The sequence below is a fragment of the Streptomyces sp. NPDC047043 genome, from assembly GCF_040644055.1.
GTDB lineage: Bacteria > Actinomycetota > Actinomycetes > Streptomycetales > Streptomycetaceae > Streptomyces.
The window spans coordinates 132,592-150,162 of sequence record NZ_JBEYVO010000008.1; the positions used below are offsets into that span (position 1 = coordinate 132,592).

Genomic DNA, 17,571 nt, shown 5'->3' on the forward strand with positions numbered 1-17,571 from the left:
GTGCTCGCGCACGATTGCGGAGTCCAACAACTCCGTTCCATCACATTCAGCGATGTCTCTTCTGAATCGGACCGAAGGGCGCGTGAAGTCGTGAACTAGGGTGCGGGACGTGCCCACCTTGCTGATCGTGCATCACACTCCTTCACCCAACTGTCAGGCCATGCTCGAAGCCGTCGTCTCCGGAGCGACCGCGCCCGAGATCGAGGGTGTCGAGGTCGTGCGGCGGGCGGCGCTCGCGGCCACGGCATCCGACGTGCTCGCCGCCGATGCCTGCCTGCTCGGCACCCCTGCCAACATCGGCTACATGTCCGGCGCCCTCAAGCACTTCTTCGACCAGATCTACTACCCGTGCCTGGACGCGACACAGGGCAGGCCCTACGGCTACTACGTCCACGGCGGGAGCGACGTCACCGGCGCGGTGCGCGGGATCGAGGCCATCACCACCGGCCTCGGCTGGAAGCTCGCCGCGAAGCCCGTCACCGTGACCGGAGAGCCCGCCAAGGCGGACATCGAGGCCTGCTGGGAGCTGGGCGCGATGCTCGCCGCCGGGCTGCTGGACTGAGTTCGAACTGCCTTGCCCCACACGCCACTTGGGCCCCACAGGCACCGCACAACAGTGGCCCTTGGGGAACAGGTGCGCTAATTTGAGGTGCAGGTCACAGGTGACGTACACCCGTGGAGAGCGGGGAGGTTCTCGTTGACCCCGGCACAGCTGCGGGCCTACGCAGCCACCGTGCGCCTCGGCTCGGTGAAGGCCGCCGCGGCCGATCTCGCCGTGACCGAGGCCGCGATCTCGATCCACATCGCCCACCTGCGCAAGGAACTCGGCGACAAGCTGTTCACGCGGACCGCCCACGGGCTGGCGTTCACCCCGGGCGGGCTCCGGCTCGCCAGCCGGGCGACCGAGATGCTGGGCCTGCAGGACCGCACCATCCTGGAGGTACGGCGGGCCGGCTCCGGCCGGCGGCTCCTGCGCGTGGCGGCGTCGAGCCTGTTCGCCGAACACGCGGCCCCCGGCCTCATCGAACTGTTCGCACAGCGCGCCGCCGACCTGGACGTCGAGCTGAGCGTGGACGACCCGCAGCAGTTCGGCACGATGCTCGTCAACCGCGCGGTCGACGTGGCGATCGGACCCCGGCCCGCCACCCTCGAATCCGCCATGACCTGCGCCCACTTCCTCAACTACCAGGTGATCGCGGTCGTCGGCCCCGACCATCCGCTCGCCGTCGGCGGCGCCGGCCCCACCGAACTGCGCGAGCAGACGTGGCTGCTCGGCCCCTCCGCCGTCGGCCGCACCGGCCTGGTGCCCTCGGTGCTGCGCCGGCTGAGCGTCCCCGAGCACAACCAGCGCATCTTCCAGAGCCATGCCGCCGCCGTGGACGAGGCCAAACGCGGCAAGGGCATCGCCCTCGCGGTGGCCTTCGCCGTCGCGAGAGACCTGGCCGACGGGCATCTACGGCGGCTCGACGGCCCTCACCTGCCGGCCCGCGGCTCCTGGAACCTGCTCGCCCTCCCCGACCGCGAGGCCCCGCCGGTCGCCGCGGAACTGCGCCGCTTCGTGACCACACCCCGGGCCACCCAGGCCATGCTGCGGGGCGCGGGAGTGACCGCGGGCCGCTTCCGGCCCGCCATCCACGTCACGTTGTGGAGCTAGACCCTGCGTGGAGCCGGGAGGGAGACGCAGGTCACATTTGGGCGTGTCACACCGCTGAGAGCCGCTCCGTCAGAGAGGTGTAGCCACCCAAAACGACACAGGAGCGCAGCATGGAAGCTCGCATGAACGTCTTCGAGAACGCCGTTGCCACCAAGGTCTTCCGCTACATCAACTCGGCGGGCAAGGCGGTCACCGACTCGACGCTGCCGCACGCCACGCAGGAGCTGGTGAAGCTCCGTGCAAGTCAGATCAACGGCTGCGGTTTCTGCACCGACATGCACACCAAGGACGCCCTGGCCGCGGGCGAGGACGCGCAGCGCCTGCACCTGGTCGCGGCCTGGCGCGAGGCGAAGGTGTTCACCGAGGCCGAGCGCGCCGCCCTGGAGCTGGCGGAGCAGGGCACCCGCATCGCGGACGCGGCCGGCGGGGTCACGGACGAGGCCTGGGAGAACGCCGCGAAGCACTTCGACGAGGACCAGCTCGCGGCCCTCGTGGCGACCATCGCCCTGATCAACATGTACAACCGCTTCAACGTCATCGTCCAGCAGCCCGCCGGCGACTACCAGCCGGGCATGTTCGGCTGACGCGCAGCACCCGGCGACACACGGCCCGGGCGGCCTCCCCGCCCGGGCCGTTCAGCTGCGCCGCGCATGGCGGGCGACCTCGCCCGGCACCCGCAGCAGCGCCCCGAAGCTGTCCGCAGGCAGCAGCAGGTCGACGTACGGAAGCGCCGCGGCCATCGTCGTCGTACGGGGGACGAACCCCGGGACCCCGGCCCGCGGGTTCAGCCAGATCACCGTGTGGGCACGGCGCCGCAGCCGGGCCATGGCCACGGCCAGCCGCTCCGGCGGATCACCGTCCCAGCCGTCCGAACCGATCAGGACGACCGCACCCCGCACCGTGCCGCCGTGGTGCGAGCCGAGCAGCGTCGACAGACAGTGCGCGATCCGCGTACCGCCGAACCGGTCGGCGACCCGCTCCGTCGCCTCGTCCAGCGCCTCCTGCGCCGAACGGTGGGCGAGAGCCGTGGTGAGCCGGGTCAGCGAAGTCGCGAACGCGAAGACCTCGGCGTGGGTGGTCAGCGCGAGCGCCCGCATCAGATGCAGATAGGCCATCGCCTGCGCCTGCATCGAACGGCTCACATCGCACAGCACCACCACCCGGCGCGGCCGGGCCACGGGCCCCGTACGCACCAGGTGGACCGGGTCCCAACCGGTGCGCCGCGCCCGGGCCGCCGTCTCCCGGATCGCCACCCGGGGACCGCCCGGCCGCACCGCGTACCGCCGCGAGCGCCGGGTGGGCCACTCCCGCAGCGCCCGCTCCAGCCACCGGCCCAGCAACTGCGCTTCCATGGCGCCGAGTTGCTCGAACGGCGTGTCCAGGGCACCGGCGAGATCGCTGGGCAGACGGTCCGGCACGGACAGGGCGACGTCGTCACGGTGGTCCCTCTGCGCGACGACCGGCGGTAGGGTCACCCAGGGCAGACCGCGCCGATCGCCGGTCGCGTCGGAGACGTCGTACGGGTCGACGGGCGCCTGCGTACGGGCGTCGCCCCCGTGCGGGGCCGGCCGGTCGCCGCCGCGCCGGGCGTGCGGGTCGACGGAGAGCAGTGCCTCGCCGAACACGGCGTCGAAGACCTCGTCGAACCGCGGCAGATCCGGTTGCCGGCGGACGAGCGTGACGCGCGCCGCCCAGTACAACGCCGTCCGCGACAGGGGCGGAACGGCGACCAGCGCCCGGACGAAGTCCTGCGTGGCGGTGAGCCCCACGGCCACGCCCCGCTCCCTGAGCCGGGCGGCGAACGCGACGGCGAAGGCGGCCCGGTCGACCGCCGGGAGCAGGGGTCCGGCGCTGGTCACAGCATCAGCAGGAGGACCACGGCGGCGACGACCACGACGACCACGACGAGCGCCGGGACCAGCCGCACGTACACGGACTTCCCGGCCAGCCGCATCAGGTCCAGGGGCTCGGCCACGGCCTGGGGCGCCTCCGCGGGTTCGGGAACGACCGCCTCCGCAGGCTCGGGAGCAGCCGTCTCCTCGGCCGACTCCTCCGGGGCCAGCAGCTGCGTCTCCACGTTCGCGACGAACTGCGCGAACAGCTTCTCCGAGATCTCCTTGATCATGCCGCTGCCGAACTGGGCCAGTCTCCCGCTGATGTTGAGATCCGTGCTGACCGTCACGACGGTGCCCACGCCGTCGGGGCGCAGCTGGGCGTGGATGGTCGCGGAGGCGTTCCCGGCCCCGCGCGTGTCCTTCCCGGCCGCGCTGATGACGGCGATGTGGGCGGCGTCGTCCAGCTTCACGAAGCGTGCCGTACCCGCGAACTGGCTGACCACAGGGCCCACTTTGACCTTCACGCGCCCCTTGTAGACGTCACCCTCGACCCCGGTGAGCTGCGCACCGGGCATGCACGGGGCGAGGCCCTCCAGATCGGTGAGCGCCTGCCAGGCGCGCTCGACGGGGACGTCGACGCCGAACTCCTGGTCGATCTTCATGGTCTCCTCGCCTGTTCGGGGTAGCCGAGTTCTTCGAGCGCCTCGGTGATGGCGATGCGGTCGTCCGGGCTCTTGGCGACCGTGCTGAGCGTGCTGACGACGTCGGTGCGCGTCAGCCGCGCGACACGCAGTGCGGCCAGCGCCGAGACCCAGTCGATCGCCTCCGCCATGCCGGGCGCCTTGTCGAGGTCCAACTGCCGTACGCGACCGATGAAGTGAGTCACCGACGCGATCAGCGGCTCGTTCGCGGCCGGTACCGAGCGGCGCAGGATGCGGGCGGCGCGCTCGGGGGAGGGGAAGTCGATCCAGTGGTAGAGGCAGCGGCGGCGCAGCGCGTCGTGCAGTTCGCGGCTGCGGTTGGAGGTGAGCAGGACGACGGGCGGCCGTACGGCGGCGAACGTGCCCAACTCGGGCACGGTGATGGACCGTTCGCCGAGGAACTCGAAGAGCAGTGCCTCGAACTCGTCGTCGGCCCGGTCGATCTCGTCGATCAGCAGGACGGGTGGCAGCGGGCCGGGGTGACGCACCGCCCGCAGCAGCGGCCGGTCGTGCAGGAACTCCTCGGTGAACACGTCGGCGTCGTCGAGTCGGCCGCCGCGCGCCTCGGTGAGCCGGATCGCGAGGAGTTGGCGCTGGTAGTTCCACTCGTACAGGGCCTCGCCCGGTGTCAGTCCCTCGTAGCACTGCAGCCGGATCAGCGGGGTGTCCAGTACCTCGGCGAGGGCCTTGGCGAGGCTCGTCTTGCCGACGCCGGGCTCGCCCTCCACCAGCAGCGGCCGGTCGAGGACGGTGGCCAGGAAGAGCGCGGTCGCGGTGCCCTCGTCGACCAAGTGGCCTACGGCATCGAGGCGTTGGCGTACCTCGTCGGCGTCCGTGAACAGCTCGCTCACGCGCTAGCCCACCGGCCTCGCGGCGTGGCGGTCCCGGCAGCCCGTGCCGCAGAACCACAACTCGCCCTCGTCCGTGGTCAGATGAGGGGTGTCGGACCGAACGATCACCGTCATCCCGCACACCGGGTCGACGGCCTCGACCGGCCGTGCCGCGGTCGCCGGTGTCGCCCGTACGACCTCCACCACCTCGGCCAGGATCGACAGCGCGATCTCGGGCGCGGTGCGGGCACCGATGTCCAGGCCGGCGGGGGAGTGGACACGGGCTCTTTCCCCATCGTCCAGGCCGAGTTGGTCGAGGAGGGCGGAGCCTCGGCGGCGGCTGGCGACCAGCTCGATGTGCGGGACACCCGCGTCGAGGGCGGCACGGATGGACTCGGTGTCGCCGTGCCCCTGTCCCGCGACGATCACCGCGGCCGTGTTCTCGGCGGGCGGGCCTTCGGGCAGGGAGCGGGCGGTGGCGTAGCCCAGCACCTCGGCCAGGGCGAGGAACGCCTCGGCGATCGGTGTGTTCCCGGCGACCTCGATCAAGGGCGGCGGCAGCACCGGTTCCAGGAAGATCTCCAGAGCCCCTCCGGACAGGCAGGGGTTGACCACGACCTGGGCGCCGGGCGTGTCGGGGAACTCCTCCTCGCCCGCCGGCAGCACCCGCAGCAGCAGCGGTGCGCCGCCGTGCAGGGCGCCCAGCGCGGCCGTACGCACCGAACCCTCCGCGCACTGGCCGCCGACGAAACCGTCGATCGTCCCATCTCCGTGGACGATGGCCTCGTCACCCGGATGCGCGGAGGCCGGAGCCTGCGCGCGCACCACGCGCGCGTGCACGAACGGCACCCGCCGCTGGGCGAGTTCGAGCGCCCGCGCGCTCACCTTCCCGGTCATCGCGACCACCTTCAGATCGGCGGGGTGGGCCGGCCCTGCATGGCCTCCCAGACCCGCGAGGGCGTGAGGGGCATGTCGGCGTGCCGGACACCGAAGGGCTTGAGAGCGTCTACGACGGCATTGACGATCGCGGGCGGTGAGCCGACCGTCGCGGACTCGCCGACGCCCTTGGCGCCGATGGGATGGTGCGGGGACGGGGTGACCGTGAACCCCGTCTCCCAGTCGGGGACTTCGAGGGAGGTCGGGATGAGGTAGTCCATCAGGGAGCCGCTGAGGCAGTTGCCGTCCTCGTCGAAGGCGATCATCTCCATCAGCGCCATGCCGACGCCGTCGGTGAGCCCGCCGTGCACCTGCCCCTCGATGATCATCGGGTTGATACGGGTGCCGCAGTCGTCGACCGCGACGAAGCGGCGGACGGTGACCTTGGCGGTGCCCGGGTCGATGTCGACCACGCAGATGTAGGCGCCGTGCGGGTAGGTGAGGTTCTCCGGGTTGTAGCAGATCTGCGCGTCCAGGCCGCCCTCCACACCGTCGGGCAGATCGCCCGCGCCGTGCGCGCGCATGGCGATGTCCTGGATGGTGACCGAGGCCTTGGGGTCACCGGCCACATGGAAGGAGCCCTTCTCCCACTCCAGGTCGGCGACGGACACCTCCAGCATCGAGGAGGCGATCAGCCGGGCCTTGTCACGGACCTTGCGGGCGACCAGCGCGGCCGCCGCGCCCGAGACGGGAGTGGAGCGGCTGCCGTAGGTGCCCAGCCCGAAGGGTGTCTGGTCGGTGTCGCCGTGCACCACCTCGATGTCCTGCGGCGGGATGCCGAGTTCCTCGGCGACGATCTGCGCGAACGTCGTCTCGTGCCCCTGTCCCTGCGTCTGCACCGACAGCCGTACGACCGCCTTGCCGGTGGGATGCACCCGCAGTTCGCAGCCGTCGGCCATGCCGAGCCCGAGGATGTCCATGTCCTTGCGGGGGCCCGCGCCGACGGCCTCGGTGAAGAACGACACGCCGATGCCCATGAGCTCACCACGGGCCCGCTTCTCCGCCTGCTCGGCGCGGAGTTCGGCGTATCCGGCGAGCTGTGTGGCCAGCTCCATGGTCGGCGCGTAGTTCCCGGAGTCGTACACCCAGCCGGTCTTGGTCCGGTACGGGAACTGCTCGGGCCGGATGAAGTTCTTCGTGCGCAGTTCGACCGGGTCCATCTTCAGCTCGTACGCGAGACAGTCGACGATGCGCTCGACCAGGTAGACCGCTTCGGTGATGCGGAACGAGCAGGCGTACGCCACCCCGCCGGGCGCCTTGTTGGTGTAGACGGCCGTCATCTTGCAGTGCGCGGCCTCGAGGTCGTAGCTGCCGGTGAAGACGCCGAAGAAGCCGGCCGGGTACTTCACGGGCGCGGCGGTGCCGTTGAACGCGCCGTGGTCGGCGAGGACATGGGTGCGGATGGCGAGGATCTTCCCCTCGCGGGTCGCCGCGATCTCGCCGCGCATGATGTAGTCGCGGGCGAAGCCGGTGGTGATGAGGTTCTCGGAGCGGTCCTCCATCCACTTCACCGGTTTGCCGGTGAGCAGGGAGCCGACGATCGCGCACACGTAACCGGGGTAGATCGGCACCTTGTTGCCGAAGCCGCCGCCGATGTCGGGGGAGACGACCCGGATCTTGTGCTCGGGCAGTCCGGCGACGATCGCGTACAGCGTGCGGTGGGCGTGCGGGGCCTGGGTCGTGGACCACATGGTCAGCTTGCCGTCGACGGCGTCGTAGTCGGCGACCGCACCGCACGTCTCCATGGGCGCCGGGTGCACCCGCGGGTAGACGATGTCCTCCCTGACCACGACGTCGGCGCGGGCGAAGACGGCGTCGGTCTCGGCCGCGTCGCCGGTCTCCCAGTCGAAGCAGTGGTTGTCCCGCTTGTCCTCGAGGTCGTCGCGGATGACGGGCGCGTCCGGGGCGAGCGCGGTGCGCACGTCGATCACCGGGTCGAGCGCCTCGTACTCGACGTCGATCAACTCCAGTGCGTCGCGTGCCGAGTAGCGGTCCTCGGCGACGACGAAGGCGACCTCCTGGCCCTGGAAGCGGACCTTGTCGGTGGCGAGCACGGCCTGGACGTCGTTGGAGAGGGTCGGCATCCAGGCCAGGCCCTTCTCGGCGAGCATCGCACCGGTCACCACCAGACGGACCTTCGGGTGCGCCTCGGCCAGGCTGGTGTCGACGGAGACCACGCGCGCGTGGGCGAGCGGCGAGCGCAGGATCGCCAGGTGCAGCATGCCGGGCAGTTGGAGGTCGTCGACGTAGCGGCCCTTGCCGCGGACGAAACGCGGGTCCTCCTTGCGGAGCATCCGGCCGTGGCCGCAGGGCTTCTGGTCGTTGTCGACGAACGCGGTGCGCCGGCCGTTCTCGGAGACGGTGGTCATGACGCGCTCCCCGAGACGCTCTGCGCCGTCGTGGTGCGGGTGCCTGCCTCCTCGGCAGCCGCCCAGCGCACGGAGCGGACGATGGTGGCGTAACCGGTGCACCGGCAGATCTGCCCCGAGATCGCCTCCCGGATCTCCTGCTCCGACGGGTCGGGATTACGGTCCAGCAGCGCCCGCGCGGTCATCATCATGCCGGGCGTGCAGAACCCGCACTGCAGGCCGTGGCACTCGACGAACCCCCGCTGCACGGCGTCGAGTTCACCGCCCTGCTCCAGGCCCTCGACGGTGCGCACCTCGTGCCCGCCCGCCATCGCGGCCAGCACCGTGCAGGACTTGACGGGCTCGCCGTCCAGCCACACCACGCACGTACCGCAGTTGCTGGTGTCGCAGCCCCAGTGCGTCCCGGTCAGCCGCAGATGATCGCGCAGGAAGTGGACGAGCAGCAGCCTGCCCTCGATCTCCCGGGTGACCTCTTCGCCATTGACGGTCATGGTGACCTGCACGATCACGCCTCCTGTCCGCCGGCCCGGGCCACGGCCCGGCGCAGCACCCGCACGGTCAACTCACGCGCCAGATGGCGCTTGTACTCGGCGCTGCCGCGCCGGTCGGTCACCGGTGAACAGGCCGCGGCCGCGAGGTCCCCGGCCCGTGCGTACAGCTCCTCGCCCGGCGGCCGACCGCGCATCAGCTCGGCGATGCCCGGGATGCCTGCGGTGTTCGGGCCCACGGCCGCGAGCCCCACCCGGGCGTCGTCGACCAGCCCGCCGTCGAGCCACACCGCGGCGCCCGCCGAGACGACGGCCCAGTCGCCGGCCCGCCGCTCGACCTTCTCGTAGGCGCTCGACCCGCCGGGGCGGACGGGGAAGCGCACCTCGGTGAGCATCTCCGCGTCGCCGACCGCCGTCTCGTACGGCCCCTGGTGGAAGTCCTCCATCGGCACGATCCGTTGACCCTCGCGCCCCTGGATCACACAGGAGGCGCCCAGCGTCGTGCACACGGCGGACAGGTCCTCGGACGGATCCGCCTGGCACAGCGAGCCCCCGAGGGTGCCCCGGTTGCGGACCACGGGGTCGGCGATCACGCGCTCGGCGTCACGGAAGATCGGAAAGGCGGCGGCGAGTTCGTCGGACTCCAGCAGCTCGCGGTGCCGGGTCATCGCGCCGATGCGGATCAGTCCGGGCTCGGCGCGGATGTAACCCAGCTCGTCGTGCAGTTCGTTGATGTCGATCAGGTACTCGAAGTTGGCCAGCCTGAGCTTCATCATCGGGATCAGGCTGTGCCCCCCGGCCACCAGGCGCGCCGTGTCGCCCAGCCGGTCCAGGAGCGTGATCGCCTCGCCGACGCTGTGCACCCGCTGGTACTCGAACGGAGCGGGAACCTGCATGTGACTCTCCCCCCTGTCGTGGCCCATTGCGCCCTCGGCACTCAGGGGTGTCAACGGTTGGTTAACTGTTCACTTAAGTCACCGACGGGCTGGAGGGCGGTGCGGCGGAGCATTCGGCGTCCCTTAAGCTCCTCGCCATGAACGAGGGGGAACCCGCCAGACGGGTGGTCGACGGGCGCTTCGAGCTGGAGTCCAGGCTCGGCGGCGGAGGCATGGGCACGGTGTGGCGCGCCCGCGACCTGCTGCTGCACCGCAACGTGGCCGTGAAAGAGGTCCGGCCCGCGGATCCGGACCTCGCCGAGTACGACCCCGGCACGGCACGGATGCTGCGCGAGCGGGTGCTGCGCGAGGCGCGTGCCCTGGCCCGGGTCCAGCATCCGAATGTGGTGACGATCCATCACATCGTCGACGGCGGCGAGGGCACGTACCCGTGGATCGTCATGGAGATGGTCGACGGCGGCTCGCTCGCGGACCGGCTGGCTCGGGGGCCGATGAGTCCCGCCGAAGCCGCCCGTATCGGCCGGGGTGTACTCGACGCCCTGCGCGCGGCACACGCCGCGGGTGTGGAACACCGGGACGTGAAGCCCGCCAACGTCCTGCTGCGCACGGACGGCCGCCCGGTACTGACGGACTTCGGCATCGCCGCGATCCGCGAGGCCACCGCACTGACCGCCACCGGGTCGATCATCGGCACGCCGGACTTCATGGCTCCGGAGCGCGTTTCGGGCGATCCCGGCGGCCCGGCGGCCGACCTGTGGTCGCTGGCGATGATGCTGTACGTGGCCGTCGAGGGCCACCATCCGCTGCGGCGCGGCACGACACTGGCCACGCTGGCCGCCGTACTGCACGAGGACGTACCGCCACCTGTGCAGGCCGGGCCGCTGACGCCCGTACTGGCGCGGGTGCTGGTGCGGGATCCTGCGGCGCGGCCGGATGCGGAGACGGTGGACCGGATGCTGGCCGTCGCGGCCCAGCCAGGCGCCGATTCGACGCCGACGTCCTACCCGCCGACGCCTCCGCAGGACATCGCGCCCACGTCCTATCCGCTGTCCCCTCCGCAGGTCTCCGTGCCGACCTCCTATCCACTGGCGCCGCCGCAGGACGCCGTACCCGTCCCGCCGTCGCCGGCGCTCTCCAGCACCGTCGTGCCACAGGCTCCCCGGCAGAGGAACCCGCGCCGCGTCGCGCTCGCCTCCGTCGCGGCCGGTGCCGTGCTGGTGGGCGGGGTGACCTGGGTGGCTCTCTCGGGCGGGGAGGGCAATGACGCGTTGGCGTCCACTGGGAAGGACGGGCAGACGCAGCAGACCGGGACCGGTCACACGGGCTCGACCGCCACACCGTCCACCGCGGCGAGCACGGCGAAGACCGCCAACCTGCTCACCCCCGGCAACATCCGGATCGTGATCAAGGCGCTCGAGGAGGCATCGGGAAGCGACAGCTTCGGTGACTTCACCGTCTACCCGGACCACGCATCGGCGGAAATGATGGTGAAGGGCAGCAAGACCCGGTACGTCGACTACAACTACCGTCCCGGTACCGGGGCGGAGGAGGGCATCATCAAGAGCACGCTGCCCGACAGCGAGGAGCCGGTGAGCCTGAAGAACTTCCGCTGGGACGCCGTGCCCGCCCTGTTCGCCCGGGCGGACAAGGAGCTGAAGGTGAAGAACCCGACCGCCCGCTACCTGACGATCCAGCAGCCGAACAACGTCTTCGACACCCCGGCGGCCATTGCGGTCTACCTCAGCGACGAGTACGGCGAGAGCGGCTACTTGGAGGCCACCCCCCAGGGCAAGGTGACAAAGGTGATGCCCGCCGAGGAATGAGGCGTTGGGCCGTATGCAGCAGCTCAAGGAGCCCCCGCACGGACACGGCGAAAGGCTTGGCCGCACCACCGGCCTGTCACGGGAGTTCCGATGCCCCTTCGCTCTGCCCCCGCCCGCCCCTTCCGCTCCCGCCTGCGGGCGACCTGCGTCATCGCGATCTGCGTGGCGGCCCTGTGCCAGGCGCCCACGAGCACGGCCGCCGCCCCCGGATCGGGCGCCGACGACCTGCGCGGCCAGCTCGAGCAGCTCGTGCGCGCACCCGGCGGCCCGCCCGGTGCCATCGCCGTGCTGCAGCGGGACGGCGTGACCCGCGTCGTCCGCGCGGGCGTGGCCGATCTTGCCACGGGTCGGCCGCCGCAGCCGGGCGATCACATGCGCATCGCCAGTACGGCGAAGGCCTTCAGCGGCGCGGTGGCGCTGAGCCTGGTCGACCGGCACGCCCTGCGGCTGGACGAGACCATCGGCCGGCGGCTGCCGCGACTGCCTCGTGCCTGGCACAGCGTGACGCTCCGGCAGCTGCTCAACCACACCAGCGGTCTCCCGGACTACACGGAGGACGAGGAGTTCCGGCAGATCCTCGCGGCCGACCCGCGCCATCACTTCGACTCCCGCCGCCTGCTCGACTTCGTCGCCGACCGGCCCCTCAACTTCCCCCCGGGAACCCAGTACCGCTACTCCAACTCCGACAACATCGCCGTCGCCCTGATGGCGGAGGCGGCGACCGGCACGCCGTACGAGCAGCTGCTGCGCATTCTGGTCTACCGGCCGTTGGGCCTGCGCAACACGAGCCTTCCCCAGGGCTACCGGATGCCCGAGCCCTATCTGCACGGCTACGACGTGACCACGACGCCCCCGGAGGACGTCAGCGAGGTCTTCGGCGTCTCCGGCTCCTGGGCGTCGGGCGGCATCATCTCCACGCCTGCGGACATGACCCGCTTCATCCGCGGCTACGCGGGCGGTGCGCTCTACGGCAGGAACGTCGTACGTGAGCAGCGGCGCTGGATCGCCGGTGCGTCCGAACCCGCGGGCCCCGGTGCCAACATGGCGGGCCTCGCCATCTTCCGCTACGCGACGCGGTGCGGCGTGGTGCTGGGGCACACCGGCAACTTCCCCGGCTACACCCAGCTGATCGCCGCCACCCCGGACGGCCGTCGCTCGCTGACCTTCTCCGTCACCACTCAGATCAACGAGGCCGGAAACCCGGACCTGGTGAGCCGGATGCGTGCCGTACAGGAGAACTTCGTCTGCGCGCTGCTGAACCGGTCCGGGCACTGACCCGGTCTCGCTAGCCGCCGCCATGACGAGGGAAGATGGGGCGGCAAGCGTTTTGGTCAACCGATGTGGAGGAGCGGGCACATGCAGCACGAGCGAGCGGGTCAGCCTGCCGGTCCCCAGGATCTCGTCGACGTCGCCCGGCTGGTCACCGCGTACTACGCGCTGCACCCGGACCCGGCCGACCCGGGGCAGCGGGTGGCGTTCGGCACGTCGGGACACCGCGGGTCGTCGCTGGCGACCGCGTTCAACGAGGACCACATCGCCGCGACCAGCCAGGCGATCTGCGAGTACCGCGCCGACCAGGGCACCGACGGCCCCCTCTTCCTCGGCGCCGACACCCACGCCCTGTCCGAGCCCGCGCGGGTCACCGCCCTCGAGGTGTTCGCGGCCAACGAGGTGACCGTCCTCATCGACAGCGCGGACGGCTACACGCCCACCCCCGCGCTCTCGCACGCCGTCCTCACCCACAACCGCGGCCGCACCTCCGGCCTCGCCGACGGCGTGGTGGTCACCCCCTCGCACAACCCGCCCGCCGACGGCGGCTTCAAGTACAACCCGCCGAGCGGCGGCCCGGCCGGCTCCGATGCGACGTCCTGGATCCAGAACCGGGCCAACGACATCATCGCCGCCGGGATGAAGGACGTACGGCGCATCCCCTACACGCGGGCGCTCGCCGCCGAGACCACCCGGCGCCACGACTTCCTCGGCGCCTACGTCGCGGACCTGCCCAACGTGCTGGACCTGGACGCGATCCGCGCCGCCGGCGTCCGTATCGGCGCCGACCCGCTCGGCGGGGCCTCGGTCGCCTACTGGGGCCGTATCGCCGAGCAGCACCGGCTCGACCTGACCGTGGTCAACCCGCTCGCCGACCCCACCTGGCGGTTCATGACGCTCGACTGGGACGGCAAGATCCGGATGGACTGCTCGTCGCCGTACGCGATGGCCTCGCTCATCGAGCAGCGCGACCGCTTCCAGATCGCGACCGGCAACGACGCCGACGCCGACCGGCACGGCATCGTCACCCCGGACGCGGGGCTGATGAACCCCAACCACTACCTCGCCACGGCCATCTCCTACCTGTACGCGCACCGCAAGGAGTGGCCCGCAGACACAGGCATCGGCAAGACGCTGGTGTCGTCCAGCATGATCGACCGCGTCGCCGCCGACCTCGGGCGTCAACTGGTCGAAGTACCGGTCGGGTTCAAGTGGTTCGTGGACGGCCTGGTCGACGGGTCGATCGGCTTCGGCGGGGAGGAGTCGGCCGGTGCGTCGTTCCTGCGCCGGGACGGCTCGGTGTGGACCACGGACAAGGACGGCATCATCCTGGCGCTGCTCGCCTCCGAGATCACCGCGGTCACCGGGAAGACGCCCTCGCAGCACTACGCCGACCTGACCGCCCGCTTCGGTGAGCCCGCCTATGCGCGCATCGACGCACCGGCGACCCGTGAGGAGAAGGCCCTGCTCGCCAAGCTCTCGCCCGCGCAGGTCACCGCCGACACGCTGGCCGGAGAGGCGGTCACCGGGGTGCTCACCGAGGCACCGGGCAACGGCGCGGCCATCGGCGGCATCAAGGTCACCACCGAGAACGCCTGGTTCGCGGCCCGGCCCTCGGGCACCGAGGACGTTTACAAGATCTACGCCGAGTCCTTCCGCGGCCCCGACCACCTCCGCCAGGTGCAGGACGAGGCCAAGGACGTGGTGATGGCGGCCCTGGGGGGCTGACACGGCACCGAGGGGCCTGGCTCGACCAGGCCCCTCTGTCATGCGCTTTGTCCGGTTTGTTCAGTTGTGGAGGTATGTCGCTATCATCTCCTAAACGCGACATATGGGTTTACGCCCAGAAGGGGCCACGGCCCACGGCCCCGCCGGAGTGATCAATGTCCCTCGAGCGCCCTATGGAGGACGGCGACGAGCTGCTCGCCAGACTCGGGTCGCTGACCGCACAGGCACGTGAGCTCGCCGAACTGCAGCGCTCCCGGGTCGAACTGGCCGTCGCCCTGCAGCGCGGCATGCTGCCCCGGGACCTGCCCACGGCCCGCCGCTTCCACCTCGCCGTCCGCTACGCGCCCGCCTTCCACGGCCTCAACGTGGGCGGCGACTGGTACGACGCCTTCACCATGCCCGACGGCCGCATCGGGCTGTCCATCGGCGACGTCCAGGGCCACAACATCGAGGCGGCCGCCTTCATGGGCCAGGTCCGGGTCGGCCTGCGCGCCCTCGCCTCCGTCACGAGCGAACCCGGCGAGCTGCTCTCCCGTACCAATGACCTGCTCATGTCCCTCGGCACCGACCTGTTCGCCACCTGCACGTTCATGCGGCTCGACCCGTGCACCGGAGTGCTGGAGAGCGCACGGGCCGGGCATGTGCCCCACATCTGGGCCACCGCGGACGGACAGTCCGGCATCGCCGAGGACGAGGGCGGACCGCCCCTGGGCATCGTGGAGGCGGTCGAGTACCCGGTGACCCGGTACCGGCTGACCAAGGGCGGAGTGTTCGTCCTGCTCACGGACGGCGTGGTGGAGGGGCCGTCCCTGAGCGTCGACGACGGCCTCGACCACGTCGTACGGCTCGCCGGGATCGCCGCCGTCGCCGGCATGGAGGCCGACGCGCTCGCGGGCGCCGTGATGAAGGTGGCCGAGCGGGTGGGGCACGAGGACGACGCGGCCGTACTGGTCGTCGGCCACGACGGCCTCGACGGCCGCCCCCGGGGCTGGAGACCGCGCCGCTCGCCTCGCCGAGCGGGCGGCAGCGGTGTCTGATGGCAGCTGTGGTGGGTATCGCGGATCTGCGCCGACCGGCCGGCCTCGCCCTCCAGATGCTGGCCGTCGCCGCCGGGTACTACGCGGCCGGGCGGCTGGGGCTCATGCGCCGGCTCGTCGTCGACGGCGCAGTGGTCACTCCCATCTGGCCGCCCACGGGCGTCGCGGTGGCCTGTCTGCTCCTCTTCGGCCTGCGCGTCTGGCCCGGCATCGCGCTCGGGGCCCTGCTCGTCGTCATGTCCATCACCTCGCCGCAGCCCGCGGTGATCGGCACGCTGGTGGGCAACACCGCCGCCCCCGTCTGCGCGTACTACATGCTGCGCAAGGTGGGCTTCCGCACCGACCTCGCCCGTTTACGGGACGGCTTCGCGCTGGTGTTCCTGGGCGCCCTGACCGCCACGCTCATCAGTGCCACCGCCGGCGCCGGCCTGCTCGTCCTGACCGGCAAGCTCGCCCCGCACGGCTTCTGGCTCGTCTGGTCGGCATGGTGGGCGGGCGACGCGATGGGCGTCCTGATCGTCACCCCGGCCCTGCTGTTGCTGTACGGACTGTTCGGCGCGCGCCGGACCGCGCACCCGCACCGGTGGAAGGAGGCCATGGGGCTGACCCTCATCGCGTGCGGTCTCGTGCCGTTCGCCGCCCAGAGCTCCGTCAGCCTGCTGTTCCTCGTCTACCCGCTGGTGATCTGGGCGGCCCTGCGGTTCCAGCTCGCGGGCAGCATGCTGTGCGCGCTCTTCGCCTCCGTCATGGCCACCATCGCGGCCACGGACCAGGTCGGACCGTTCGCCGGACTGAGCCCGATCGAGATCATGATCAAACTCCAGGCGTTCAACGGCGCGATGGCCCTCACCGCGCTGCTCCTGTCGGCCGTGATCACCGAACAGCTCAACACCAGACGCTCGGTGGAACGGGCCTGCCAGGAACTGGTCGAGGTCCTGGAACACCTCACCGCAGGCGACACCCCACAGCCCAGGTCGCCCCTGGACGCGGACGACCGCCGTTGAGGCGGGCGGCGCGCCGCATCGTCCGGACCTCCCGGCGATCAGCGCCGCGAACCGGGGTAGGCGACGTTGACCACGACGGAAGGACCGCCATGACGACGTACCTGATCACCGTGCCCGGCACCTTCACCACCGCGACCGGCGCCGACGCACGGGCCGAGCTGACCCGCGCCCTGCGCCCGGCCGATCCGCACCGCACCCGGATGGGCAGCGCGGAGGACCTCGATGTCCTGACCGTGAACGAGGACGACACCTTCACCATCCGCCTCACCGTCGAGGCCGACAGCCGTTCCCGAGCCGAACAGGACGCCCGGCACCTCGCGGAATCCGCTCTGCGAGCCGCGGGCCTGGACGCGGACGAGGCGCCGCTGGGGCCCGTCGTGATCACCGGCATCGACTCCGGCGCCTGAGCCGGGCGCGAGGTCAGTTCCAGAGCGGATACGTCACCGTCCGCGGGAAGCCGTCCGGCCTGCCGTCGGAGTAGGTGAGGGTCATCCGCGTGTAGTGCTGCACCTGTGGGCGCTTCTTCCAGGGCTCTGCGCGGTCGAGGCGCACGACGACCCGGTACGAGTGGAACTTGCCCGCCGCGCAGTAGGGCTTGCAGTCGTTGACCCAGTTGACGCCCTTCGCCTTCGCCGAGTTGGCACCCCACTGGGACCAACGCAGCGAGGACAGGCGGCTGTTGCCGTCGCCGCACGCGAGCATGAAATCGGCCGGGCGCACGTGCGGGTGCCAGAAGCAGTCGACGATCACCGGGTTCCCGGGCCGCTGCTGAACGGCCTGCGCGGCCGGCGACGACGTCGTTCTGGCAGCGGAGGGAGCTCCCGCGGCCGCTGCAAGTGATGCAGCAAGACAAAGCGTGACCGCCGTGGTCAGTACGTGTACGCGCATGTCCGCTCCCGGCTGCCGCCTCCGGAACCGGGGCCGCAAGCAAGGGCCCCGCTACCGACGCTACGACCGGGCGGAGCCGTGCACCACTCGGACGGAGCAATGCACCGCGCGAC

Annotated in this window: 17 protein-coding genes; 9 read left to right on the forward strand and 8 right to left on the reverse strand. The window is 71.3% G+C overall.

Annotation, left to right across the window (positions count from 1 at the left end):
* The first annotated feature begins 109 nt into the window (after positions 1–109).
* The 3 genes from ABZ880_RS14385 to ABZ880_RS14395 all read left to right on the forward strand — a co-directional run bounded on the left by ABZ880_RS14385 (position 110) and on the right by ABZ880_RS14395 (position 2,238).
* The gene (locus ABZ880_RS14385; protein WP_361261289.1) at positions 110–562 is read left to right on the forward strand and encodes a flavodoxin family protein; all 453 of its coding nucleotides are present in this window, start codon (positions 110–112) and stop codon (positions 560–562) included.
* Positions 563–697: 135 nt separating this feature from the next.
* Positions 698–1,654, forward strand: a complete 957-nt coding sequence (locus ABZ880_RS14390; protein WP_361261291.1) for a LysR family transcriptional regulator — start codon at positions 698–700, stop codon at positions 1,652–1,654.
* 110 nt (positions 1,655–1,764) lie between these two features.
* Positions 1,765–2,238 carry a carboxymuconolactone decarboxylase family protein gene (locus ABZ880_RS14395; RefSeq protein WP_361261293.1) on the forward strand — a complete coding sequence of 158 codons (474 nt, stop codon included), beginning with the start codon at positions 1,765–1,767 and terminating at the stop codon, positions 2,236–2,238.
* 51 nt (positions 2,239–2,289) lie between these two features.
* On the opposite strand, the gene ABZ880_RS14400 is transcribed toward ABZ880_RS14395, so the two are convergent.
* From ABZ880_RS14400 to ABZ880_RS14430, 7 genes are read right to left on the reverse strand one after another with little or no spacing between them, the layout of a single operon-like run.
* The gene (locus ABZ880_RS14400) at positions 2,290–3,513 is read right to left on the reverse strand and encodes a VWA domain-containing protein (protein WP_361261295.1); all 1,224 of its coding nucleotides are present in this window, start codon (positions 3,511–3,513) and stop codon (positions 2,290–2,292) included.
* Entirely contained in the window at positions 3,510–4,151 is a 642-nt protein-coding gene (locus ABZ880_RS14405; protein ID WP_361261297.1) for an SRPBCC family protein, read from the reverse strand. The genes ABZ880_RS14400 and ABZ880_RS14405 overlap by 4 nt, the downstream gene beginning before the upstream one ends.
* The gene (locus tag ABZ880_RS14410; protein WP_361261299.1) at positions 4,148–5,041 is read right to left on the reverse strand and encodes a MoxR family ATPase; all 894 of its coding nucleotides are present in this window, start codon (positions 5,039–5,041) and stop codon (positions 4,148–4,150) included. The genes ABZ880_RS14405 and ABZ880_RS14410 overlap by 4 nt, the downstream gene beginning before the upstream one ends.
* A 3-nt stretch (positions 5,042–5,044) precedes the next feature.
* The gene (locus ABZ880_RS14415; RefSeq protein WP_361261301.1) at positions 5,045–5,917 is read right to left on the reverse strand and encodes an XdhC family protein; all 873 of its coding nucleotides are present in this window, start codon (positions 5,915–5,917) and stop codon (positions 5,045–5,047) included.
* 11 nt (positions 5,918–5,928) lie between these two features.
* The gene (locus tag ABZ880_RS14420; protein WP_361261303.1) at positions 5,929–8,325 is read right to left on the reverse strand and encodes an aerobic carbon-monoxide dehydrogenase large subunit; all 2,397 of its coding nucleotides are present in this window, start codon (positions 8,323–8,325) and stop codon (positions 5,929–5,931) included.
* Positions 8,322–8,828: a (2Fe-2S)-binding protein gene (locus ABZ880_RS14425; RefSeq protein ID WP_361261834.1), complete on the reverse strand. Its 507-nt coding sequence runs from the start codon at positions 8,826–8,828 to the stop codon at positions 8,322–8,324. The genes ABZ880_RS14420 and ABZ880_RS14425 overlap by 4 nt, the downstream gene beginning before the upstream one ends.
* A gap of 2 nt (positions 8,829–8,830) precedes the next feature.
* Positions 8,831–9,709, reverse strand: coding sequence for a xanthine dehydrogenase family protein subunit M (locus tag ABZ880_RS14430; RefSeq protein ID WP_361261306.1), 879 nt, complete (start codon positions 9,707–9,709; stop codon positions 8,831–8,833).
* Between the two features lie 137 nt (positions 9,710–9,846).
* Between ABZ880_RS14430 and ABZ880_RS14435 the strand changes: the two genes are divergently transcribed.
* From ABZ880_RS14435 to ABZ880_RS14460, 6 genes are all read left to right on the forward strand, one after another.
* Positions 9,847–11,532, forward strand: coding sequence for a protein kinase (locus tag ABZ880_RS14435; RefSeq protein ID WP_361261308.1), 1,686 nt, complete (start codon positions 9,847–9,849; stop codon positions 11,530–11,532).
* Between the two features lie 90 nt (positions 11,533–11,622).
* Positions 11,623–12,807, forward strand: a complete 1,185-nt coding sequence (locus ABZ880_RS14440; protein WP_361261310.1) for a serine hydrolase domain-containing protein — start codon at positions 11,623–11,625, stop codon at positions 12,805–12,807.
* A gap of 81 nt (positions 12,808–12,888) precedes the next feature.
* Entirely contained in the window at positions 12,889–14,529 is a 1,641-nt protein-coding gene (gene pgm, locus ABZ880_RS14445) for a phosphoglucomutase (alpha-D-glucose-1,6-bisphosphate-dependent) (protein ID WP_361261312.1), read from the forward strand.
* A 155-nt stretch (positions 14,530–14,684) separates the two neighbouring features.
* Positions 14,685–15,566: a PP2C family protein-serine/threonine phosphatase gene (locus ABZ880_RS14450; protein ID WP_361261314.1), complete on the forward strand. Its 882-nt coding sequence runs from the start codon at positions 14,685–14,687 to the stop codon at positions 15,564–15,566.
* Positions 15,566–16,570 carry an MASE1 domain-containing protein gene (locus ABZ880_RS14455; protein WP_361261316.1) on the forward strand — a complete coding sequence of 335 codons (1,005 nt, stop codon included), beginning with the start codon at positions 15,566–15,568 and terminating at the stop codon, positions 16,568–16,570. The genes ABZ880_RS14450 and ABZ880_RS14455 overlap by 1 nt, the downstream gene beginning before the upstream one ends.
* A gap of 89 nt (positions 16,571–16,659) precedes the next feature.
* Positions 16,660–16,977: a hypothetical protein gene (locus tag ABZ880_RS14460; RefSeq protein WP_361261318.1), complete on the forward strand. Its 318-nt coding sequence runs from the start codon at positions 16,660–16,662 to the stop codon at positions 16,975–16,977.
* A gap of 13 nt (positions 16,978–16,990) precedes the next feature.
* Here the strand turns inward: ABZ880_RS14460 and ABZ880_RS14465 are convergent, their stop codons facing one another.
* Positions 16,991–17,458 (reverse strand): hypothetical protein, encoded by a 468-nt coding sequence (locus tag ABZ880_RS14465; protein ID WP_361261320.1) that lies wholly within the window; start codon positions 17,456–17,458, stop codon positions 16,991–16,993.
* Between the last annotated feature and the right edge of the window lie 113 nt (positions 17,459–17,571).